This is a genomic window from Belnapia moabensis DSM 16746, from assembly GCF_000745835.1.
In the GTDB taxonomy this organism is placed as follows: domain Bacteria; phylum Pseudomonadota; class Alphaproteobacteria; order Acetobacterales; family Acetobacteraceae; genus Belnapia; species Belnapia moabensis.
Genome location: NZ_JQKB01000010.1, coordinates 1 through 20,825 on the forward strand (window position 1 = coordinate 1; position 20,825 = coordinate 20,825).

Below are 20,825 nucleotides of genomic sequence, written 5' to 3' on the forward strand. Positions count from 1 at the left end.
CCTCTTCCCCGCCGACTTCCTCACCCGCCACGACATCCTCCGCCGCATCTACCTCGACCCGCTCACCTGCCTCACCCCGCCCCGACCCTGGGCGCCCATGACCGATGCCGAATGGGCCGCCCTCGCCCCCATCCTCGCCGCCATGGGCTGCGGCATGGCCGAGCGCGGCCGACCCCTCGACTGCACCCCACGCGAGCGGCTCGACGCCATCTTCCGCTGGGCCACCACCAAGCACCGTGGCGGCCGCGCGCCCTGGCGCCTGCTGCCCCCCGAGCACGGCAAGCCCGACACCGTCTCCCGCTCCTACCGACGCTGGGCCCGCGCCGGCCTCTGGCCCCGCCTGCTCGTCGCCCTCGCCGCCCACCCGGAGCGCTTGGCCACCCTCGCACACCGCATCTGCTGCGCCTTCCGCCGCGCCATCCGCCTCTGCGGCAGCCTCCACGCCATCGTCCTCGCCCGCCGCCTCCGCCTCTTCTCCGCGCTCCCCGCGCCATCCCAGTTCCTCCCCGACCCGGATTTGTCCGAAACCTACCAACCCGTCTTCGACCGCTTCGCCCAATCGATGCAGGAGCGCCCCTGGCACCCGCCCAGGCAACTCTGGCGCACGCTGCACTCCATGCACCGCTTCGTCGCAGGCCGTGCCCGCATCCCCAGATGGATGGAACCGGCATGACCCTCGCCGGCATCATTGCCCGCCCCGATCTGCTGGCGGCCCTCCGCAGCCTCGCCAGCCTCGCCCTTCCCGATGCCTGGATCGGCGCCGGCGCGCTCCGCAACCCGGCCTGGGACGCGCTCTCCGGCTTCGCCCCCGGTACCAACCCGCCCGAGGACATCGACGTCGTCTGGTTCGACCCCGCCCGCGCCACGCCCGAGGCCGATGCCGCCATCGAGGCCCGCCTCCACGCCCTCCACCCCGGCCTCCCTTGGTCGGTCCGCAACCAGGCCCGCATGGCCGCCCGCAACGGCGACGCCCCCTACGCCTCGACGGCGGACGCCATCGCCTACTGGCCGGAAACCGCGACCGCCATCGCCGCCCGCTGGACCGCGGACGGGATCGAGACCATCGCCCCCCACGGCACCGCCGACCTCCTCGGCCTCATCCTCCGCCCCACCTCGCCGGCCAAGGCGGCGGCGATGACGGCCCGCGCCGCCGCCAAGGGCTGGACGCGCCGCTGGCCCCGCCTGACCATGGCCCCGACCAACCGGAGCCACCCGTGATGCTGCAACCCCCGCCCGCCGAACCCGGCATGCACGAGCAGGAGATCGACACTCCCGCCCTGGTGCTCGACCTCGATGCCTTCGAGGCCAATCTCGACCGCATGGCAGCCCTGCTCGAGGGCACCGGCGTGAAGCTCCGCGCCCATGCCAAGACCCACAAGTCGCCCGTCATCGCCCGCCTGCAAATGCAGCGCGGCGCCGTCGGCCAATGCGTCCAGAAGGTCGCCGAGGCCGAGATCCTGGCCTGGGGCGGCATCCCCGACATCCTGGTGAGCAACCAGGTGGTCGGCCACCGCAAGCTCGCGCGCCTCGCCGCGCTCCAGCGCATCAGCCAGGTCGCCATCTGCGTCGACGGGCCGGAGCAGGTCGATTCCCTGGAAGCCGCCGCCGCCGCGGCCGGCACCCGCATCGTCGCCCTCGTCGAGATCGATTGCGGCGCCTCCCGCTGCGGCGTCGAGGCCGGCCCACCCACCGTGGCGCTCGCCCGGCGCATCGCGGCGAGCCCGCACCTGATCTTCGGCGGGCTCCAGAGCTACCACGGCAGCGCCCAGCACATCCGCGCCCCGGAGGCCCGCGTCGCCGCCATCGCCCATGCAGTGGAACTCACCCGCCGCAGCGTCGAGCAGCTGCGCCAGCAGGGGCTCGATTGCGCCATCGTCGGCGGCGGCGGCACCGGCACCTTCGGCCATGAACTGGCGAGCGGCGTCTATACCGAGATCCAGGCCGGCTCCTACGCCTTCATGGATGCCGACTATGCCCGCAACGCCGAACCACCGCCCTTCCGCCACGCCCTTTTCGTGCTGTCGACGGTGATGAGCCGCGCCATCCCCGGCGTCGCCGTGCTCGATGCCGGCCACAAGGCGGTGGCGATCGACAGCGGCCTGCCCCTGGTCGCCGACCACCCCGGCCTCCGCTACGCCGGCGCCTCGGACGAGCATGGCAAGCTGCTGGTGGAGGACGGCGAGGCGCCGTCGCTCGGGGAGAAGCTGCGCCTCATCCCCGGCCATTGCGACCCGACGATCGACCGCTACGACTGGTATGTCGGCGTGCGCGGCGGGCGGGTGGAATGCCTCTGGCCGGTTGCCTCGCGCGGAGCCATGGCCTGATGCGGCTGGCGGCCCCTCAGCGCGTCCGGCGATGCGGCCGCGCTGCCGGTGCCGCCGCCTTGGCCGACCGTGCGGCGGGCCGCGCCACCGCCCGGCTGTCGCTGTCGCCCTGCTCGAGCCGCGCCACCGGCCGCAGCGTCGCCCGCGTACCGACAGTGCGCAGCAGCGCCGGCCGGGCCGCGGAGACCACGGCCCGGGCGGGCCGGACCTCCGGCCTCACCGCCGCCGCGACGGCTGTCCGCCGCCCCGCCCGCAACGGCGCCGCCTGGGCGGTGGCCATCACATGCCGGCCGCGCAGCGAGGACGCTTGGGCCGCCGCCATGAAGACGGGCGCCCGCCGCGCCGCGACCGCGACGCCCATCTGGCTAAAGCCCTGGTCGAGCAGGGCCATCATGTGCCGGTCCCGCTCCCGGCTGGTCTGCCCGCCGAAGACGGCCGCGATCAGCCGCACCCCGTCCCGCTGCGCGCTGGCGACGAGGTTGAAGCCGCTGTCGTTGACGTAGCCGGTCTTGATGCCGTCCGCCCCGTCATACTCCTGGAGCAGGCGGTTGTGGTTCCAATGCGTCCGGCCGCGGAAGACGAAGTGCGGCGTGGAGAAGAAGCCGTAGCGCTCCGGGAAGTCCTGCATCAGCCGCCGGCCGAGCAGCGCCATGTCGCGCGCCGTCGTCACCTGGTCGAGGTCGGGCAGGCCGGAGGCGTTGCGGAAGGTGGTGCGCGTCATCCCGAGCGCCCGCGCCTTCATGGTCATCAGTTGAGCGAAGCGGTCCTCGCTCCCGCCGCCGAGGAACTCGCCGAGCGCCGAGGCCGCGTCATTGGCCGATTTGGTGACGAGGGCGAGGATCGCCTCCTCCACCGTCAGCGTCATCCCGGCGGTGAGGCCGAGGCGCGACGGCGCCATGGATGCCGAGTTGCCCGAGACGCGGATCGGCGTGTCGAGGGTGGCTCGGCCGTCGCGCAGCGCCTCGAAGGCGAGGTAGACCGTCATCATCTTGGTGAGGGAGGCGGGATAGCGCTGCTCGTCCGGGCTGGCGGCGATCAGCACATTGCCGGATCGGGCATCGGTGACGATGGCGGCATATCGCTCGCTGCCGATCTGTGCCTGGGCTGGAAGGGTTGTGGCGATGCCACAAGTGACGGCAAAGGCCATGACGGCCCCAAAGCGCGATGCGCAGGTCCCCAACATACCATTCCCCCGATGCGCGGCCCATGCCCCCCGGCCGACCTGCGAATCGCCTATAAGCTACGCCTTCGTAAGGCTTGCTGTCCACTGGAATGGAATAAGAACCCCGAAAAAGCAGAGGCTTACCGTTATCGGTTTAATAGCGTCATGAATCGGGTGCTGCTAGCCGCCTCGGCTTCGCTGGCGATGCCGCAAGCGCCTAGCGAAAGCGTGATATTGCGGCGCAAAAAGACCTTGCTAAAGGCGTCCGCGCTAACCTACATAGCCGCATGTTGCAGCGCAGCAAAAAGGCGCGGCTTTCCCGCTGCCCGTAACTCGGGCCGCGCCCCTACCCGTTAAGGAGCAAGGCGATGGCGGTTGTTTCCGAGGCCAAGCTGGCCGACGTGAAGAAGCTAGTGAACGAGGCCGCTGCGACCACCGTCGCGAAGGCCCCGAAGATTGTTCAGGACAGCGCCGCCCCGGCGCAAGCCACGATGGAGAAGACGATGGAGCAGGCGACGAAGGCTACCGAAGGCATGATGAAGGCCGCCGAGCAGGCGACCGAGTTCAGCCGCGGCAATGCCGAGGCGATGGCGAAGGCCGCGCAGGTTTACATGACCGGCGTGCAGGACCTCTCCAAGCAGACCCTCGCCATGATGCAGGGCTTCAGCGAGCACGCCATCGCCAGCGCCCGCGCGCTCGCCACGGTGAAGAGCCTGAAGGAAGCCACCGAGATCCAGACCTCCTTCGCCCGCACCACGATGGAGAAGGCCCTCGCTGAGACCACCAAGCTGCAGGAGGCTTCGCTGAAGCTGGCCGAGGCCACCTTCGCGCCGCTGACCGCCCGCATGCAGGTCGCCGTCGAGACGATGTCGAAGCCGATCGCGGCCTGATCGTACCCGGCCCTCCCGGGCTGGACGACCTGGGGCCCGGCCCCGGCATCCCCCTCCGCGGGGGTGCCGGGGCCGGGCCCTTCACGTTTCAGGGCTTTTTCCGAGGCCCCTGCTGACCATATCCTGCGCCAGTGCCCCGCTTGGCCCTTCACCTGGCGCCATCCGGGGCGATATCCTGTCCAGCAGGCCGGGCCGGTTGTCCGACCTGCCCGGATGCCCGAAGGCAGGCGAGGCCTGACCACCAGGAAGCCCATGAGCGCTCAGGACAAGCCGTTGATCAAAGGGGCCACCCCGCCCGGCAGCAACACTCCCGGGGACACCACGCCGAATACCGGCGTTGTCGTGAAGACCCGGCCGCGCACCAAGAAGCCGGCCATGTACAAGGTCTTGATGTTGAACGACGACTACACGCCGATGGAATTCGTCGTCCACGTCCTCGAACGCTTCTTCCAGAAGAACCGGGAGGAGGCGACGCGGATCATGCTGCATGTCCACAGGCGCGGCGTCGGCGTCTGCGGCGTCTATACCTATGAGGTGGCCGAAACAAAGGTCACCCAGGTGATGGACCTCGCCCGGCAGAACCAGCACCCGCTACAGTGCACGATCGAAAAGGAATGATCGCGCAAAGGTACCGTTCCGTTGCAGCATCGGACGGCTCCATGCTGCGTTTGCGTCACAAGCCTGCCACCCCGCCGAATGGCGGGCTCGTCCAGACCGACCGGACGACCCAGATCATGACCACGCCTACCGCCGGTTTTCGGACCGGCGCAGAGTTGAGCGGAAACCCACCCATGGGCCCGGATGTTCCAGGTCTGTTGGGTTCCATCGGGGAGCGTCGCTAAGCATGTTGTCCCGCAATCTCGAGCAGACGCTCCACCGCGCCCTCGGCCTGGCCAATGAGCGCCGGCACGAATACGCGACACTGGAGCACCTGTTACTCGCCCTCACCGACGACACCGACGCGGCGACCGTGTTGCGCGCCTGTGGCGTCGACAATGACAAGCTGAAGCGCGACCTGACCGAGTTCCTCGACAAGGACCTCGCGGGCCTCGTGACCGAGCGGGCCGGCGACCCGAAGCCGACCGCCGGCTTCCAGCGCGTGGTCCAGCGCGCCGCTATCCATGTCCAGTCCTCCGGCCGGGACGAGGTGACGGGGGCCAATGTGCTTGTCGCCCTCTTCTCCGAGCGCGAGAGCCATGCCGTCTACTTCCTGCAGCTGCAGGACATGACACGGCTGGACGCGGTCAACTTCATCTCCCATGGCATCGCCAAGGCGCCGGGGCGCGCGAGCAACCGCCCTGTCCAGGGCACGCCCGCCGCCAACCAGGCGCCCGAGGAGCCGGAGAAGGAGGAGAAGCCGCGCGGCGGCCGTGGCCAGGACGCGCTCTCCAACTACTGCGTCAACCTCAACAAGAAGGCGCAGCAGGGCAAAATCGACCCGCTGATCGGTCGCGACCATGAGATCGAGCGGACGATCCAGATTCTCTGCCGCCGCACCAAGAACAACCCGCTCTATGTGGGCGACCCGGGCGTCGGCAAGACGGCGATCGCCGAGGGCCTGGCGAAGCGCATCATCGAGGGCGACGTGCCCGAGGTGCTGGCCAAGTCGACCATCTACGCGCTCGACATGGGCAGCCTGCTCGCTGGCACCCGCTACCGCGGCGATTTCGAGGAGCGGCTGAAGGCCGTCGTCAACGAGCTCGAGCAGCAGCCCGGCTCCATCCTCTTCATCGACGAGATCCACACCGTCATCGGTGCGGGTGCGACCTCGGGCGGGGCGATGGATGCCTCGAACCTGCTGAAGCCGGCGCTCGCCCAGGGCACGCTGCGCTGCGTGGGATCGACCACCTACAAGGAGTACCGCAACTACTTCGAGAAGGACCGGGCCCTCGTCCGGCGCTTCCAGAAGATCGACGTCAACGAGCCCAATGTCGAAGACGCGGTGAAGATCCTCCAGGGGCTCAAGACCAACTACGAGAAGCATCACAAGGTCCGCTACACGCCGGAGGCCATCCGCGCCGCCGTCGAGCTCTCGGCCAAGTACATCCATGACCGGAAGCTGCCGGACAAGGCGATCGACGTGATCGACGAGGTCGGCGCCTCCCGCATGCTGCAGCCCGAGGGCAAGCGGAAGAAGACCGTGACGCTGAAGGATGTCGAGGAGATCGTGGCGAAGATCGCCCGCATCCCACCGAAGACTGTCAGCAACGACGACAAGGAGACGCTCAAGACCCTGGAGCGCGACCTGAAGTCGATGGTCTTCGGCCAGGAGAAGGCGATCGAGGCGCTGTCCGCCGCCATCAAGCTGTCCCGTGCGGGGCTGCGCGACGCGGAGAAGCCGATCGGCAACTACCTCTTCTCCGGCCCCACGGGCGTCGGCAAGACCGAGGTGGCGAAGCAGCTGGCCAAGACGCTCGGCATCGAGCTGATCCGCTTCGACATGTCCGAGTACATGGAGCGGCATTCGGTCTCGCGGCTCATCGGCGCGCCTCCGGGCTATGTCGGCTTCGACCAGGGCGGGCTGCTGACCGACAGCATCGACCAGCATCCGCATGCGGTGCTGCTGCTCGATGAGATCGAGAAGGCGCATCAGGATCTCTACAACATCCTGTTGCAGGTGATGGACCACGGGAAGCTGACCGACCACAACGGCAAGACGGTCGATTTCCGCAACGTGATCCTGATCATGACCACCAATGCCGGCGCGGCCGACATGGCGAAGCCCGCCATCGGCTTCGGCAGCAGCGTCCGGGTGGGCGAGGATACGGAGGCCATCCAGCGGATGTTCACCCCCGAATTCCGCAACAGGCTCGACGCGGTGGTGCCCTTCTCGGGCCTGACGCAGGAGATTGTCGGCCGGGTGGTCGAGAAGTTCGTGATGCAGCTGGAGGCCCAGCTCGCCGACCGCAACGTCACCATCGAGCTCAGCTCGGCGGCGAAGGAGTGGCTGGCCGAGAAGGGCTACGACCCGCTCTACGGTGCGCGGCCGCTGGCCCGTGTCATCCAGGAGCACATCAAGAAGCCGCTCGCCGAGGAGCTGCTCTTCGGCAAGCTCGCCAAGGGCGGTTCGGTGAAGGTGAACCTGCGCGACGGCGTGCTCGGCTTCGACTACCAGGAGGCTGCGCCGCCCGCCCTGCCGAAGCCGGAGGAAGGCCCCGGCGACGGCGAGGCGGAGAAGGAACCGGAGGCGGTGGAGTAGCGCTCCACCCCATCCTGACGGAGACTGGGCGGGCGCGGGGGGGCAACCTCCGCGCCCGCTTCGCTTCAGGGGAGACGCGCCGTGAGCGCCATCAAGGACTGGGATGCCTACAACGCCGCCGAGCGCGTGCGCGGCAAGGAAATGAGTTCGCTGCACCCGGAGCTGGCGAAGGGCTTCGGCGCCCTCAGCCGAGGCGCCGCCACCACGCAGCACCTGGATGCCAAGACACGGGAGCTGATCGCGCTCGCCGTCGCCATCACCACGCGCTGCGACGGCTGCATCGACGCGCATGTACGGAAGGCGAAGGTGGCGGGGGCGACGAAGGCGGAGATCGCCGAGGCGCTCGGCGTGGCGATCGCCCTGAATGCGGGCGCTGCCTTCACCTATGCGCTCCATACGCTGGACGCGGTGGAGGAAACCGGCGGCTGATCAGGCCTCGGGCCGGGCGAGGTTCAGCATCAACGTGACCAAGCCGCCCTCTTCCACCGCCATGGCGGCCTGGGGGAGGGTGAACCAGCGCCGCTCGCGTTGCGATTTCTCCGGCCAGTCCTCCAACAACTCGTCGACGGCGAGGGGGAAGACCTCCACCTCGCAGGTCACGGTGGCGCCGTCCGGCAGGCGCTTCGGATAAGCATAGGCGCCGATCGGCTCCGGGGTGATGCGGCCGCGGATGCCGGCCTCCTCATAGGCCTCGCGCTCGGCCTGCTTCGCCCCGCCGCATTTCTCGGTCCAGCCCTTGGGCAGCACCCAGCGCCGCGTCTCCCGGCTGGTGACGAGCATCACCTGCGTCTCGCCATCCGCCTGCCGGAAGGGCAGGGCGGCGCATTGGCGTCCGCGGCGGATGGTGTGGCGCTTGGCTTTGCGAGGCATGGTCCCGGGCTTGCTTCTGGCACAGAGAGGTTGTGCATCTATGTATGCATTCTCAATGGCAGATTGACCCGTATTGGTCCAGATGACTGGTCCAGTACCGTGCGTTTCGCGCTAACGTGTTCCAAACATTCGGTCGCCGGCATCGCCGAGGCCGGGGACGATGTAGCCATGGCTGTCGAGATGGCTGTCGATGGCCGCCGTCCAGATCGGCACTTCGGGATGGGCGCCGTGGAAGCGCTCGATTCCCTCGGGTGCCGCCAGCAGGCAAACCAGGCGGAGCTCCCTGCAGCCACGCTCCTTCAGCCGGTCCACGGCGGCGACGGCGCTGTTAGCCGTCGCCAGCATCGGGTCGAGCACCACGACCAGCCGCTCCGCCACGTCGGGCGGCGCCTTGAAGTAGTATTCGACGGCCTGGAGCGTCTTCGGGTCGCGGTAGAGGCCGATATGGGCGATGCGGGCGGAGGGGACGAGGTCCAGCATCCCGTCGACGAAGCCCATCCCGGCGCGGAGGATGGGGGCGAAGACCAGCTTCTTGCCGGAGAGGATGGGCGTCTTCATCCGGGCAAGCGGCGTCTCGATCTCCACCTCCTCGAGGGGGAGGTCGCGTGTCACCTCATAGGCCAGCAGCATGCCGATCTCGTTCAGCAGGCGGCGGAATCCCTGGGTCGAGCGCTCGGCACTGCGCATGAGCGAGAGCTTGTGCTGCACCAGCGGGTGGCGGACGACATGGACCTGGCGCATGGGAAACCTCTTAGAAAATGGTGCCATCGCTGGTGATGCGGAGCGGCGGGCCGCCATCTGCGCGGCGCTCGGCGGCGAGGCGCCGGCCGGCCCACCAGGTGCCGCCCTCCAGCACGCGGGCGAGGGGGAAGGCCTCCGCGGTGACGCCTAACCGCTCCCTCACCAAGGGGGCGATCCGGTCCAGCAGGGCGACGGTGAGCGCCCGCCAGCCGACGATCAAGGGCGAGCCCGGCGTGTGCTCGTGCGCCGCATCCTCCGGGTCGGCAAGCCGGATGACGTCCATATCGAGGAAGAGGCCGCCATTGCGGTATTCCGGCAGGCCGGTCAGCGCATCGATCCCGGTGACGCGCAGCCCGGCTTCCTCCAGGGGCTCGATCAGCGAATAGGCGAGCCATTGCGAGAGCTTGTGGAATGGCACCGGCCCGTCCGGGAGGGCGGGATGCGGCCAGATATCGGGGCCGTTCGGCCAGATGGGGCCGAGATACCGCAGCAGGGCGATGAGGATCGCGCGCGCCGGCAGCATGCCGCCCTCCGGCTGCCCGGCCAGATGGTCGAAGAGCGCACCGGGCCGGCCGGGGACGGCTTCGCCGAGGCGGCGGAGCAGCGCGGCACGGCCTTCGAGGCCGACCAGCGGGTTGTCGACAGCAACCTGAAATCCGGCGGCGAGGTCGGCCGCGGTGATGGCCGCGAGGCGGGCGGCATCGGCACGAGGGCTGCGCCCGTCCGCGGCGAAGGCGCCAGCCTCGAACATGCGGAAGCTGGCGACGGCCAGCCCCTCGGAGCGGGCGAAGACTTGGCCCGTCTCCGCCTCGCGGTATCGCCAGGCCATGCCGGCGCCGGCATCGAGCAGGACGGAGGTGATGGCGAGGTCGAACCCCATGCGCGGGTCGCGCTCGGGCAGGGCGGCCCAGCGGTCCACGCCGCCCACGTTGAAATGCCGCCAGCGAGCGTGAAAGGGAACGGCGAGGTCCGGGTAGTTCGCCCGCACCACCTGCGCGACGAGGTCGGCGGCGGCAGGCAGGCGGGCGAGATCGAGCCGCCAGCCCTCCAAGCTTCCCGCCTCGGCGAGCGCGAACAACGCCTCGCACCGCTCCCGCACCGCCTCCGGCGTCAGCAGGTCGCTCACATGCTCTCCAGCGGCCGGCCGACGGTGCGGGCCAGGTCGGCGGGGCTCGGAGCCTCCGGGGCGAAGTAGCCGGCAGCCTTCTTCGCCTCCATCTCGACCGCGGCATCGGGCGGGATGCGGTCGGGTGGGATGGGGATGCGCTCCAGCACCTCGATTCCCTGCTCCACCATGGCGTCGTACTTCATGTTGGACATGGAGACGAGGCGGTGGATGCGGGTCACGCCGAGCCAGTGCAGCACATCCGGCATGAGCTGCTGGAAGCGCGCATCCTGGACGCCTGCGACGCATTCCGTCCGCTCGAAATAGGTGGCGGCCTGGTCGCCGCCCTCCTGGCGCTTGCGGGCATTGTAGACGAGGAATTTCGTCACCTCGCCGAGCGCCCGGCCCTCCTTCCGGTTGTAGACGACGAGGCCGACGCCGCCCCGCTGCGCCGCGCGCACCCCCTCTTCGATGCCCTGGATGAGATAGGGCCGGCAGGTGCATATGTCGGAGCCGAAGACGTCGGAGCCGTTGCACTCGTCGTGCACCCGGCAGGCGAGGGGCGTGTGCCGGTCAGCCAGCGCCCGCGGATCGCCGAAGATATAGGCGGTGATCCCGCCGATGGGCGGCAGGAAGACCGAGAGGTCCGGCCGCGTCACCAGCTCCGGGTACATCCCGCCGGTCTGCTCAAACAGCGTGCGGCGGAGCTCGTGCTCGGTCACGCCGAAGCGCTCGGCGATGCCCGGCAGCCACCAGACCGGGTCGATCGCCGCCTTGGTGACCGAGACATCGCCATTGGCGTGCAGCACTTGGCCATCGGGGGCCAGCTCCCCCATGCCCATCAGCGCGTTCAGCTCGGCCATGTTCAGCCGGGCGCGGGTGATGGCGATGGTCGGGCGGATGTCGATTCCCTCGCCGATCGCCTGGCCGAAGACTTGGCCGGCGACGTGGCCCCATGGGTCGAGCGAGACGATGCGCCCCGGCTCGGTCCATTGCGGATAGGGGCCGATCTCCGTCACCGGATGGGTATTGGCGAGGTCCGGCCGCTGCAAGGGCGAGAGCGCACCGGCTGAGACGGCGAGCGCCCGGTAGAGCGAGTAGGAGCCGCCATGGGTGCCGATGACGTTGCGGTCGGACGGCCGTGTGACGGAGCCGATGACCGGCCCGCGCTCCTCTGGCGTCGGCGCCGCCCAGCGCAGCGGCCAGCGATGCGCCTGCGGCTCCGGGTGCGAGGTCAGGCGGATATGGCGCGGGGCGTTGCTGCTCATGCGAAGAAGCTTGCCAGGATGCGGCGCCGGATCAAAGAGGCGCTTCCGCCGTAGCAACGGAAGGTGTTGCCGCCCTATCCTCCACCCATGCCCCCGGCATGAGGGGCGGGACCAGGGAAGGAAAGACAGGATGCAACGCCGCCGCGCCCTCGCGGGCGGGATCGCCGGGATAACCGGTGCCGCCACCCTCGCCACCCCTCATCTTGCGAGTGCCCAGCCGCGCATCCGCTGGCGCTGCCCCAACAGCTTCCCGAAGACGCTCGATACGCTCTACGGCGCGGCCGAGATCGTGGCGCGCCGGGTGCGGGAGATGTCGGACGGCGCCTTCGAGATCAGCGTCTCCGGCCCCGGCGAGATCGTGCCCGGCCTGCAGATCCTGGATGCGGTAGGGCAGGGCTCGGTCGAGTGCGGCTTCACCTCCAGCCTTTTCTATTTCGGCAAGGACCCGAGCCTCGCCATCAGCACGACGCTGCCCTGGGGCATGTCGAGCCGGGCGATGTTCGCCTGGCTGAACTACGGCGGCGGCCGCGACCTGCTGCGCGATGTCTTCCGCGACCAGGGCGTCGTCGCCATCCCCGCCGCCTGCACCGGCGCCCAGATGGGCGGCTGGCTGAAGCGGGAGATCAAGATGCCGGAGGATATGAAAGGGCTGAAATTCCGCATCGCCGGGCTCGGCGGCAGCGTGATGGCGAAGCTCGGCGTCATCCCCCAGCAGATCGCGCCATCCGACATCTACCCGGCATTGGAGCGGGGCGTGATCGACGGCGCGGAATATATCGGCCCCTATGACGACGAAAAACTCGGCTTCGGCCAGGTGGCGAAATACTACTACTACCCCGGCTTCCAGGAGATCGCCCCGAGCACCGATCTGCTGATCAACCAGCGGGCCTGGGACGGGCTGCCGAAAGCCTACCAGTCCATGCTGGAGACTGCCTCCGCCGAAGCCTGGGCCGCGACGGCGGCGAAATACGACGTGCTGAACCCGCCGGCGCTGCGGCGGCTGGTGGCGGGCGGCACCCAGCTCCGCCCCTACCCGCGGGAGGTGATGGCGGCGCTCTACCGCGCCGCGCAGGAACTTTACGCCGAGCTCGGCGCGCAGAATGCGCGGTTCAAGCGCATCCACGAGCATTGGGACAAGTTCCGGCTGGAACAGATCCAGTGGTTTCGCGTGGCGGAGGACAGCGCCTCGAATTTCGTCGCGGTGACGACCTCGCAGCGCTGACCGGGACTATCAGGCGGCCTCCTCGGCCGCCTGACGCCCGAGGATGAAGTCGGCAGCCTTCTCCGCGATCATCAGCGTCGTCGCATAGGTATTGGCCGAGGGCATGCTCGGCATGATCGAGGCATCGACGACGCGCAGCCCCTGCATGCCATGCACCAGCAGCCGGTCGCTCACCACCGCGCTCGGGTCCGTCTCCGGTCCCATGCGGGCGGTGCCGATGAGGTGGTAGGTGGTGCTGCCGTTGCGCTTGGCGAAGTCGAGCAGCTCGTCATCGGTCTGCGCCTGGGGGCCGGGCAGGGTTTCCGCCTCCAGATAGCGGGAGAGCTCCGGCGTGTTCAGCATCCGTCGCACCAGCCGCATGCCGCCGAGATGGACGCGCACATCCATCGGGTCGGAGAGGTAGTTGGGGTTGATCACCGGGTCCTCGAAGACATCGGTGCTGCGCGCGGTGACCCAGCCGGTGCTCTCCGGCCGGTGCTGCCAGGCGCCGGCGGTGACACCCGGATAGTCGTCCAGCACATAGACCTTCCCCTCGACATAGGAGCCGGGGGTGAAGACGCATTGCAGGTCCGGCACGTCGAGCCCCTCGAAGCTCTTCCAGAAGACATGCACATGCGAGGGCGCGGTGGCGAGGATGCTGGGCTTGCGCAGCCCCCAGCGGGCGATCTGCATCCCGAGCTTCACGCCGCGGCCGAGCTGGTTCAGCGTCTCGACGCCCGGCTTCGCCCGCATGACGAAGCGCGAGGCGTAGTGGTCGCGGAAATTCGCACCGACGCCGCGCAGCGCATGCACCACGGGCACGCCGAGCCGCTCCAGCAGGTCCACCGGCCCGACGCCCGAGACCTGCAGCAGCCGCGCCGTGTTCACCGTGCCGGCGGAGAGGATGACCTCGCGCCGCGCCCGCACCTCGCGCGGCGGGGCGCCGCGGGCGGCCAGGTAGCGGATGCCGACCGCGCGCTTGCCCTCGAAGAGGATGGCGCTGGCCCGCGCATTGGTCCGCACCTCGAGGTTCGGCCGCTTCATCGCCGGCTTGAGGAAGGCCCGCGCCGCCGAGACGCGCCGCCCGTTGCGGATCGCCCGCTGGAAATAGCCGACGCCGGCCTGGCTGCCGCTGTTGTAGTCGCGGGCGCGGGGGATGCCGAGGCCCACGCAACCCTCGATGAAGGCCTCCGAGACCGGGTTGATCCAGTCCATGTCAGTGATTGGGATGCCGTCCTCGTTGCGCCCCCGCGAGTGGTCACCCTCACCGATGCGGTTCTCGCTGCGCCGGTAGTAGGGCAGGCAGTCGGCATAGCCCCAGCCGCGGTTGCCGCGCTGCGCCCAGGTGTCGAGATCGGCCGGCTGCCCGCGGTTGTAGACCATGCCGTTCACCGAGGAGGATCCGCCGAGCGTCCGCCCCTGTGTCGTGCTGATGCGCCGGCCGCCGGTCATCGGCAGCGGCTCGGTCTTGAACTGCCAGGTGACGCCGGGATCCACCAGCGTCTTGATGAAGCCGGCGGGGATGTGGATGAAGGGGTTGCGGTCCGGCGGCCCCGCCTCCAGCACGCAGACGGTGATGTTCGGGTCGGCGCTCAGCCGGTTGGCCAGCACCGAGCCGGCGGCGCCCGACCCTACGATCACATAGTCGAAGCTGTCGGCATCCATGCTCGGCGTCCTGTCGATCCCTCCCTCAGGCTATAAACCGAATGGCGACGCTGCCAAGCCGCCCGAACTCGGCCCGGACCGCATCCCCTGGCCCGATCTCGAGCGGCACCATGCAGGTGCCGGTGGTCACGTAGTGCCCGGCGGCCAGGCCGGGGCCATGGGCCGCCAGCTCATTGGCCAGCCAGGTGAGGGCGATGCGCGGGTCGCCCAGCACATTGGCGCCGACGCCCTCGCGGCCGTAGCGCTCGCCGACCCGCGCCGAGACCGGATGTGCGGCGAGGTCGAGCCCGCGCCAGTCGGCCGGCGCCTCCGGGCCGAGGACGAATTGATGGGCACAGGCATTGTCGGCGATAAGCTGCGGCCCGCCGGCCCGGGCGAAATCCTCGAAGCGGCTGTCCGGCACCTCGATGCCGAGATGCAGCGCGCCAACCGCCTCCATCACCTCAGCCTGGGTATAAGGCGCGGACCGGGGCGGCAGGTCGCGGGCCAAGCGGAAGACGAATTCCGGCTCGGCGACCAGCATGGCATTGGCGCCGAGCGGCACCTCGGCCCCGTCGGCGAAGACCCGGCTGGCGAGGATGCGGCCCGCGAGCGGCCCATCGACGCCGATATGCGCCTGCCCGGCCTGGCTGGTTGCGGCGATCTTCCAGCCGAAGAGCGGCCGCCCGTCACGCCCCTCGAAGCGAGACTGGATCGCATAGCCTTCGGCCCGGCTGGCCGGCCGCAGCGGGGCGGGAAGGGCATCGAGGCGCCGTCCCTCCTGCCAGTGCCGCCAGAGCAGCGCGGCGGCCTCCTCTGCCGCTCCGTCGTCGAGCATCCTCGTTCCCTCCCAGGCCTTCGCCGTCAGAACCCTTCGAGCACGATCTTGCCCCGCACGCGCCCCGCCTCGATGGCGGCATGGGCGCGGCGCAGGTTCTCCGCGGTGATCCGGCCGTAATGCTCGGGCGTCGTCGGGCGGAGCCTCCCGGCATCGATCAGCGAGGCCGCCTCGGTTAGGATGGCGTGCTGGCGCTCCATATCGGCGGTGCGGAACATCGGCCGGGTGAACATCGCCTCCCAATGGATTGAGACGCTCTTGAACTTCACCAGCCGCAGGTCGAGCGGCTCCGGGTCGTCGATCAGCCCGAACCGTCCCTGCGGCGCGATCAGCCTGGCGATCTCGGCCCAGACGGCGGCATCGGTATGGGTCGAGAAGACGTAGCGCACCGGGCCGAAACCCTTCACCTGCGCCGCCAGCGGCTGGGTGTGGTCCACCACCTCATGCGCCCCGCACTCGCGGACCCAGGCGGCGCTCTCGGGGCGGGAGGCGGTGCCGATGATCCGCAGCCCGGTCAGCGCCCGGGCCAGGGCGATGGCGATGGAGGGCACCCCGCCGGCGCCGCCCAGCATCAGCAGCGACTCGCCCGCGCCGCCGCCGCGGGGGATCTCCAGCCGGTCGAACAGCATCTCCCAGGCGGTGAGCGTGGTCAGCGGCAGGGCCGCCGCCGCAGCATGGGAGAGGCTATCCGGCTTGCTGCCGGCGATCCGCTCATCGACCAATTGCAACTCGGCATTGGAGCCCGGCCGGTCGAGCACGCCGGCGTAGAAGACCGCATCGCCGGGGCGGAAGAGGGTGCAGCCCGGCCCCACCGCCTCGACGATGCCGGAGGCGTCGTAGCCCAGCACGCGTGGCGCCTCGGGCGAGGCGTCGAAGACGGCGCGGCTCTTGGCATCGCGCGGATTGACCGAGACGGCCTGCACCCGGACCAGCAGATCGCGCCCCTCGGGCGAGGGCGGGTGAGGCAGCACGAGGTCCTGGAGCGAGCGCGGGTCGCCGATCGGCAGGCCGCGCTCGGTATAGCCAACGGCCTTCATGCGGCGCCTCCCCGCAGCGGGCGGAAGAAGGCGGCGACCTCCTTGGCCAGCGCCGCCGGCTGCTCCATCGCGGCGAAATGCCCTCCGTGCTGCATCTCCGTCCAGCGGCGGATGTCGGTATAGGTCCGCTCGGCGATGCTGCGCGGCGGGCGGCGGATCTCCTTCGGGAAGGCGGCATAGCCCGTCGGCACGTCGACCGTGCGCCCCTCGGGGATCGGCCAGTCGCCGTGCATCCGCGCGTAGTAGGGCCAGAAGGAGGCGCCGATGCAGCCGGTGAACCAGTAGAGCGAGATGTTCGCCAGCAGCCTGTCGCGCGGATGGACGCTCTCGACATCGCCGCCGCAATCCGACCAGGCGCGGAATTTCTCGACGATCCAGGCGGCGAGCCCGGCCGGGCTGTCGTTCAGCGCGAAGGCCAAGGTCTGCGGCCGTGTGCCCTGGATCCACTGGTAGCCGGTTTCCTCCCGCATCCAGTGCGCCACCTCGTCGAGGTAGCGGCGCTCCTCCGCGGTCGGATTCTCTGGCGCCGCCTGGTCGGGGCGGAGCGAGAGCAGGTTGAGGTGGATGCCGATCAGCTTCTCCGCATGCGCGACGCCGAGGCGGGAGGCGGTGAAGCCGCCCCAGTCGCCGCCCTGCGCGCCGAACCGCTCGTAGCCGAGCACGCCGGTCATCAGATGGGCGAGGCAATCCGCGATCGCCTCGACCGGAAAGCGCGGCTGGCCCGGCTTGAAGGAGAGGCCGTAGCCTGGCAGCGAGGGGACGACGATGGTGAAGGCATCCGCCGGGTCGCCGCCGAAATGGGCCGGGTCGGTCAGGCGGGGGATGATGTCGAGGAACTCAAAGACCGAGCCCGGCCAGCCATGCATCAGCAGCAGCGGCATCGGCGCCGGGCCTTGGCCCTGGACGTGCAGGTAGTGCAGGTCGATCCCGTGCAGGGGGACGGTGAACTGCGGGAAGGCGTTCAGCCGCGCCTCGGCATGGCGCCAGTTGAAGCCGCTTTGCCAATAGGCAAGCAGGCCGCCGAGATAATCGACATCGGTGCCGGTCGCCCAGGGCTCGCCCGGCGCCTGGTCGGGCAGCCGGGTCAGGGCGAGGCGGGCCTTGAGATCCGCGATGGCCTGGTCGGGAATTTCGAGCCGGAAGGGGTGGGGGGTGGGGAGCATGGTTTCCTCCTCTGCCCAGGCGAGCGCGCAAGGCGCCGCGCGTCAAGCGACGGAACGCTGCCCGATGCATCGCGCCCGGCTTGACGGCGGACCGGCGGACACGGCCAATGCGCGGCAACGAACCGGGAAGGAGCACGCCATGCATCGCCGTCAACTGATCGGGGCCACGGGCCTGCTGCTCGCCAGCCGCCCGGCGCGGGCGGAGGAGGAGTGGCCCTCGCGCACGGTGACGATCGTGGTGCCCTTCGCCCCCGGCTCCTCCTCCGACATCATCGGCCGTGCCGTGGCGCAGGGGATGCAGCAATCCCTCGGCAAGCCCGTCGTCGCCGAGAACCGGCCGGGTGCTACCGGCGAGGTCGGCGCGCGCGGCGTCATCCGCAGCGCCCCCGACGGCTATACGCTGATGCATGCGCCGATCAGCACCTGGGCGATCAATGTCGCGCTGCGGCCGAACCTCGCCTACGACCCCGTCACGCAGTTGACCCGCATTACCCAGACGGTACGGACGCCGAACGTACTCGTCGTGCATCCCGGCCAGGTGCCGGCGAAGACGCTGCCGGAACTCGTCGCCTGGCTGAAGGGCAATGGCGGCCGCGCCTCTTACTCCACCAGCGGCATCGGCTCCTCCGACCACCTGACGATGGAGATGTTCAAGCAGGCGACGGGTACAGATGTGGCGCACGTCCCCTATGCCGGCGGCGGGCCGGCGACGACCGACCTGATCGCGGGCACGGTGCAGATGTCGTTCCAGAATCTAGGCTCCATCGCGCCGCAGATCAGGGATGGCCGGGTCCGGCCGATCATCATCACCAGCGAGGCGCGCAGCCCGCTGCTGCCGGAGGTGCCGACGGCGGGCGAGGCGGGGCTGCGCGACTTCGTCGTCTATTCCTGGCAGGGCTTCGGCGGGCCGGCGGGGATGCCGGCGCCGCTGGTCGCCAAGGTCCATGCCGCCGCCATCGCTGCACTGCGCGCGCCGCAGACCGCATCGAGGCTGGCCGATCTCGGCTTCGAGGTGGTCGGCAACAGCCCGGAGGAATTCGCAGCCTTCCAGCAGGGCGAAATCGCCCGCTGGAAGCGCGTGGTGACGCAGGGCGGGATTACCGCGGAGTAGCGCCCTGCCGCTGCGCCGGCCGCCCGGCAGCCGCGCCGGCCAGCCAGCGGTCGCGGTAGCGGATGCGCAGGCGCTGCGGGGAGGGCGGCATCAGCCGCATCCCCTGCGCCGCGACGCGGTAGACGATGCGGCGCAGGATGTCCTTCGGCGTCGACCCGCCGACATAGTTCCGGCCCTCGCCGGCGCCGTAGCGGAAGGCGCGCTCAAGGATCCAGCCTTCCTCCATCTGCTCCGGGCGGATGATATGGCGCAGGCGAGCCGAGGCCTCAAACCAGCCGCGATGCCCGGCCGCCTCCAGCCGCCGCAGCAGCTCCGTCTCGCTGCCCATGGCGTAGAGCGGGTTGGTGCCGTCCGGCCCGACATGCTCGGCGAAGCGCGTGCCGGCGCGGAAGAGATCGGCCCGAATCGCCATGTTTGGGCCGAAGATGTCGGCGAAGCCGCAGGGACCGCTCGGTCGCAGCTGCTGCGAGTAGAGCATGCTGAACTCGACGACCTCCTCCGAGAGCCAGTCGGGCTTCGGCCGTGGCCATTCGGGCGCCACCGTGCCGCCAAACATATCCGCCTCCGGGTGCTCGTCGGCCGCAGCCAGCAGGCGGATCAGCCAATCGGCATCGGGCAGCACGTCGTCATCGGTGAAGACGGCGAGCCGGCCCTGCAACTCGGGCAGGGCAAGGTTGAGCGCCCGGTTCTTGCCCGGCTTTGGGCAGGAGAGGATGGTCAGCGGCAGCCGCCCGGCGAAGCCCTGCAGCACCGCGAGCGTATCGTCGCCGCTGCCGTTGTCGGTGACGACGAGCTTCCACCCGCCCCCGGGCGATTGCAGCCCGGTGAAGGCTTCCAGCACGCGGGGGATGGCATGCGCCCGGTTGCGGGTGGCGAAGAAGACAGTAAGGGCAGGCTCGCTCATCGATGGGTCTTGCCGGCTTCGTCGGCGCGGGCGCCGATATCGAGGGTCGGGATCACCGGCTCGCCGTCGCGCCGCAGCAGGGCGCGAAGCAGGCGGCCGGGGAGGCTGCGCTTCTTTTGCTCGCCCATCAGCGCCATGCGGGTGAAGCCGCGCGCATAGGCGAGGCGCCAACGCAGCCCGAGCAGCGCCGTGCCGCCGCGCGGCAACAGCGCTGTCGGCAGGGTGATGAGCTCAACGACAAGTCGCCGCGGTAGCTCGCGCCAGACCTGCTCCGGCGCGCCGAGGATGCGCCGCGTGGCAACCGTCGAGGCGCCCTGCCAGTAGAGGCGGTCGAGCAGCCATTCCGGATTCAGCCGCTTCGCCTGGATCTGGTGCCGCACTACGATCCGGCTGTCGTACCAGGCGGAATAACCGCGGTCCTGCAACCGCCAGCCAACCTGCACATCCTCGTCCGAGAGCAGCAGCTTGCCGACGCGGCCGAGCCGGTCGGCAAAGCCGCCCATATCGAGCAGCGGCCGGCGCTGCACGATCATGTTGACGCCGTATGGCTCCAGCCCGTTCGGCACCTGCGGCGTGCGGAACTCGCCGGCGCCCTCCCATTCGATGATGGAGAGCACGCCGCGCAGCCGCTCCGGCCACCAGCCGGGCAGCGGCGCCTCCCAGACCGGCAGCACGCGGCCGGCGAGGACTCCGGGCCACGGGTCGCGCGTCGCGGCGATCTGCTGAATCCGCTCGATCCAGTCCGGCTCGGCGAGTGCGTCGTCGTCGAGATAGGCGATGAAATCCGCCTCGCTCGCCTCGGCGCCGAGGTTGCGCGCGGCGCTGGCGCCGGGCCGGTCGACGCGCAGCAGCCGCGCATTCGGCAGCGGCGCTACCATCTCGGCAAGCTGCCGGCTGACCTCCGGCCCGCCGCAGCTGTCGACCACGATGATATCGAAAGCCTCTGGCCCGACCGTCTGCTTCCGCAGGCTTTCGAGGCAGCTACGCACGTAATGCGGCCGGTCATGCGTGACCAGGCAGGCCGTGACGCTCGGCACGCGGGCGGTGGGTGGTGCTGCCGCCTCGCCATGGTGTGTCGTTGTCATCCTGTCCTCGGTAATGACCGTATTTGCATCCGCCACCATGTCCAGGAAGCCGTCGGAAAATAGGATCGGAGCGCATACAAAGGAAAGGTCGAGCCGCCCGGTCGGCGTATGGGCTGCAGTCACTTTGCGTTGCGTGCGCATACTGGCCCTCAGGTGCGCCAAAGTTGCACGAAGTCGGCCATTTTTTGGACAAACCTCGGTGTGTTGATTTGAACGTTTCTCCGTGATGCCGCGTGTCTCACGTCAATGGCATTACCCGAACTGGGACACGGATGTGATGTTG

The 20,825-nt window shown here is 69.8% G+C and carries 20 protein-coding genes; 9 read left to right on the forward strand and 11 right to left on the reverse strand.

All coding sequences use genetic code 11. The annotated features are described in order from the left end of the window. From EP26_RS08435 to EP26_RS08445, 3 genes are all read left to right on the forward strand, one after another. On the forward strand, positions 1–673 hold a 673-nt coding region (locus tag EP26_RS08435), incomplete at its 5' end, for an IS5/IS1182 family transposase (protein ID WP_052388956.1). Then, positions 670–1,218: a nucleotidyltransferase family protein gene (locus EP26_RS08440; RefSeq protein ID WP_157033450.1), complete on the forward strand. Its 549-nt coding sequence runs from the start codon at positions 670–672 to the stop codon at positions 1,216–1,218. The genes EP26_RS08435 and EP26_RS08440, both read left to right, overlap by 4 nt. After that, a complete protein-coding gene (locus tag EP26_RS08445) occupies positions 1,218–2,324 on the forward strand; it encodes a DSD1 family PLP-dependent enzyme (protein WP_043337790.1) in 1,107 nt (368 codons plus the stop codon). Before EP26_RS08440 ends, EP26_RS08445 begins: the two co-directional genes overlap by 1 nt. 16 nt (positions 2,325–2,340) lie before the next feature. Here EP26_RS08445 and EP26_RS08450 read toward each other — a convergent pair whose 3' ends face one another. Continuing rightward, on the reverse strand, positions 2,341–3,471 hold the full coding sequence (locus EP26_RS08450) for a D-alanyl-D-alanine carboxypeptidase family protein (RefSeq protein WP_245624330.1): 1,131 nt from the start codon (positions 3,469–3,471) through the stop codon (positions 2,341–2,343). A gap of 383 nt (positions 3,472–3,854) precedes the next feature. Between EP26_RS08450 and EP26_RS08455 the strand changes: the two genes are divergently transcribed. The 4 genes from EP26_RS08455 to EP26_RS08470 all read left to right on the forward strand — a co-directional run bounded on the left by EP26_RS08455 (position 3,855) and on the right by EP26_RS08470 (position 8,004). Further along, positions 3,855–4,376 carry a phasin family protein gene (locus EP26_RS08455; protein WP_043337791.1) on the forward strand — a complete coding sequence of 174 codons (522 nt, stop codon included), beginning with the start codon at positions 3,855–3,857 and terminating at the stop codon, positions 4,374–4,376. A 252-nt stretch (positions 4,377–4,628) separates the two neighbouring features. Then, the gene (gene clpS / locus EP26_RS08460) at positions 4,629–4,994 is read left to right on the forward strand and encodes an ATP-dependent Clp protease adapter ClpS (protein WP_043337792.1); all 366 of its coding nucleotides are present in this window, start codon (positions 4,629–4,631) and stop codon (positions 4,992–4,994) included. 226 nt (positions 4,995–5,220) lie between these two features. Beyond that, positions 5,221–7,575: an ATP-dependent Clp protease ATP-binding subunit ClpA gene (gene clpA / locus EP26_RS08465; protein WP_043337793.1), complete on the forward strand. Its 2,355-nt coding sequence runs from the start codon at positions 5,221–5,223 to the stop codon at positions 7,573–7,575. A gap of 90 nt (positions 7,576–7,665) precedes the next feature. Further along, positions 7,666–8,004: a carboxymuconolactone decarboxylase family protein gene (locus EP26_RS08470; RefSeq protein ID WP_043337927.1), complete on the forward strand. Its 339-nt coding sequence runs from the start codon at positions 7,666–7,668 to the stop codon at positions 8,002–8,004. Here the strand turns inward: EP26_RS08470 and EP26_RS08475 are convergent, their stop codons facing one another. From EP26_RS08475 to EP26_RS08490, 4 genes are all read right to left on the reverse strand, one after another. Further along, a complete protein-coding gene (locus EP26_RS08475) occupies positions 8,005–8,445 on the reverse strand; it encodes an NUDIX hydrolase (RefSeq protein WP_052388958.1) in 441 nt (146 codons plus the stop codon). Positions 8,446–8,556: 111 nt separating this feature from the next. Then, entirely contained in the window at positions 8,557–9,186 is a 630-nt protein-coding gene (upp, locus tag EP26_RS08480) for a uracil phosphoribosyltransferase (protein ID WP_043337794.1), read from the reverse strand. A gap of 10 nt (positions 9,187–9,196) precedes the next feature. Further along, a complete protein-coding gene (locus tag EP26_RS08485; RefSeq protein ID WP_043337795.1) occupies positions 9,197–10,312 on the reverse strand; it encodes a DUF1688 family protein in 1,116 nt (371 codons plus the stop codon). Then, positions 10,309–11,559: a GTP cyclohydrolase II gene (locus EP26_RS08490; protein WP_043337931.1), complete on the reverse strand. Its 1,251-nt coding sequence runs from the start codon at positions 11,557–11,559 to the stop codon at positions 10,309–10,311. Before EP26_RS08490 ends, EP26_RS08485 begins: the two co-directional genes overlap by 4 nt. A 130-nt stretch (positions 11,560–11,689) precedes the next feature. Here EP26_RS08490 and EP26_RS08495 point away from each other — a divergent pair, with 130 nt between their 5' ends. Then, positions 11,690–12,781, forward strand: a complete 1,092-nt coding sequence (locus EP26_RS08495; protein ID WP_043337797.1) for a TRAP transporter substrate-binding protein — start codon at positions 11,690–11,692, stop codon at positions 12,779–12,781. A gap of 9 nt (positions 12,782–12,790) precedes the next feature. Here EP26_RS08495 and EP26_RS08500 read toward each other — a convergent pair whose 3' ends face one another. The 4 genes from EP26_RS08500 to EP26_RS08515 are packed head-to-tail and all read right to left on the reverse strand — an operon-like array spanning position 12,791 to position 17,442. After that, complete coding sequence (locus EP26_RS08500) at positions 12,791–14,425, reverse strand: GMC family oxidoreductase (RefSeq protein WP_043337798.1); 1,635 nt, start codon at positions 14,423–14,425, stop codon at positions 12,791–12,793. 25 nt (positions 14,426–14,450) lie between these two features. Then, positions 14,451–15,242, reverse strand: a complete 792-nt coding sequence (locus EP26_RS08505) for a 2-keto-4-pentenoate hydratase (protein ID WP_043337799.1) — start codon at positions 15,240–15,242, stop codon at positions 14,451–14,453. A 26-nt stretch (positions 15,243–15,268) separates the two neighbouring features. Continuing rightward, positions 15,269–16,279, reverse strand: coding sequence for a zinc-binding alcohol dehydrogenase family protein (locus EP26_RS08510; protein WP_043337800.1), 1,011 nt, complete (start codon positions 16,277–16,279; stop codon positions 15,269–15,271). After that, a complete protein-coding gene (locus EP26_RS08515) occupies positions 16,276–17,442 on the reverse strand; it encodes an epoxide hydrolase family protein (protein WP_043337801.1) in 1,167 nt (388 codons plus the stop codon). Before EP26_RS08515 ends, EP26_RS08510 begins: the two co-directional genes overlap by 4 nt. Positions 17,443–17,581: 139 nt before the next feature. On the opposite strand from EP26_RS08515, the gene EP26_RS08520 reads away from it, so the two are divergent. Beyond that, positions 17,582–18,553, forward strand: a complete 972-nt coding sequence (locus EP26_RS08520; RefSeq protein WP_043337932.1) for a Bug family tripartite tricarboxylate transporter substrate binding protein — start codon at positions 17,582–17,584, stop codon at positions 18,551–18,553. Here the strand turns inward: EP26_RS08520 and EP26_RS08525 are convergent. Both EP26_RS08525 and EP26_RS08530 read right to left on the reverse strand, forming a co-directional pair. Beyond that, on the reverse strand, positions 18,540–19,457 hold the full coding sequence (locus EP26_RS08525) for a glycosyltransferase (RefSeq protein ID WP_052388959.1): 918 nt from the start codon (positions 19,455–19,457) through the stop codon (positions 18,540–18,542). The genes EP26_RS08520 and EP26_RS08525 overlap by 14 nt on opposite strands. Next, entirely contained in the window at positions 19,454–20,542 is a 1,089-nt protein-coding gene (locus EP26_RS08530; RefSeq protein WP_169747372.1) for a glycosyltransferase family 2 protein, read from the reverse strand. The genes EP26_RS08525 and EP26_RS08530 overlap by 4 nt, the downstream gene beginning before the upstream one ends. Between the last annotated feature and the right edge of the window lie 283 nt (positions 20,543–20,825).

Excerpts from the sequence above, each read along its gene's own strand:
- EP26_RS08440 (WP_157033450.1), top strand. The coding sequence starts at position 670 with ATGACCCTCGCCGGCATCATTGCCCGCCCCGATCTGCTGGCGGCCCTC.
- EP26_RS08445 (WP_043337790.1), top strand. The coding sequence starts at position 1,218 with ATGCTGCAACCCCCGCCCGCCGAACCCGGCATGCACGAGCAGGAGATC.
- EP26_RS08450 (WP_245624330.1), bottom strand. The coding sequence starts at position 3,471 with ATGGCCTTTGCCGTCACTTGTGGCATCGCCACAACCCTTCCAGCCCAG.
- EP26_RS08455 (WP_043337791.1), top strand. The coding sequence starts at position 3,855 with ATGGCGGTTGTTTCCGAGGCCAAGCTGGCCGACGTGAAGAAGCTAGTG.
- clpS (WP_043337792.1), top strand. The coding sequence starts at position 4,629 with ATGAGCGCTCAGGACAAGCCGTTGATCAAAGGGGCCACCCCGCCCGGC.
- clpA (WP_043337793.1), top strand. The coding sequence starts at position 5,221 with ATGTTGTCCCGCAATCTCGAGCAGACGCTCCACCGCGCCCTCGGCCTG.
- EP26_RS08475 (WP_052388958.1), bottom strand. The coding sequence starts at position 8,445 with ATGCCTCGCAAAGCCAAGCGCCACACCATCCGCCGCGGACGCCAATGC.
- upp (WP_043337794.1), bottom strand. The coding sequence starts at position 9,186 with ATGCGCCAGGTCCATGTCGTCCGCCACCCGCTGGTGCAGCACAAGCTC.
- EP26_RS08490 (WP_043337931.1), bottom strand. The coding sequence starts at position 11,559 with ATGAGCAGCAACGCCCCGCGCCATATCCGCCTGACCTCGCACCCGGAG.
- EP26_RS08495 (WP_043337797.1), top strand. The coding sequence starts at position 11,690 with ATGCAACGCCGCCGCGCCCTCGCGGGCGGGATCGCCGGGATAACCGGT.
- EP26_RS08500 (WP_043337798.1), bottom strand. The coding sequence starts at position 14,425 with ATGGATGCCGACAGCTTCGACTATGTGATCGTAGGGTCGGGCGCCGCC.
- EP26_RS08505 (WP_043337799.1), bottom strand. The coding sequence starts at position 15,242 with ATGCTCGACGACGGAGCGGCAGAGGAGGCCGCCGCGCTGCTCTGGCGG.
- EP26_RS08510 (WP_043337800.1), bottom strand. The coding sequence starts at position 16,279 with ATGAAGGCCGTTGGCTATACCGAGCGCGGCCTGCCGATCGGCGACCCG.
- EP26_RS08515 (WP_043337801.1), bottom strand. The coding sequence starts at position 17,442 with ATGCTCCCCACCCCCCACCCCTTCCGGCTCGAAATTCCCGACCAGGCC.
- EP26_RS08520 (WP_043337932.1), top strand. The coding sequence starts at position 17,582 with ATGCATCGCCGTCAACTGATCGGGGCCACGGGCCTGCTGCTCGCCAGC.
- EP26_RS08525 (WP_052388959.1), bottom strand. The coding sequence starts at position 19,457 with ATGAGCGAGCCTGCCCTTACTGTCTTCTTCGCCACCCGCAACCGGGCG.
- EP26_RS08530 (WP_169747372.1), bottom strand. The coding sequence starts at position 20,542 with ATGACAACGACACACCATGGCGAGGCGGCAGCACCACCCACCGCCCGC.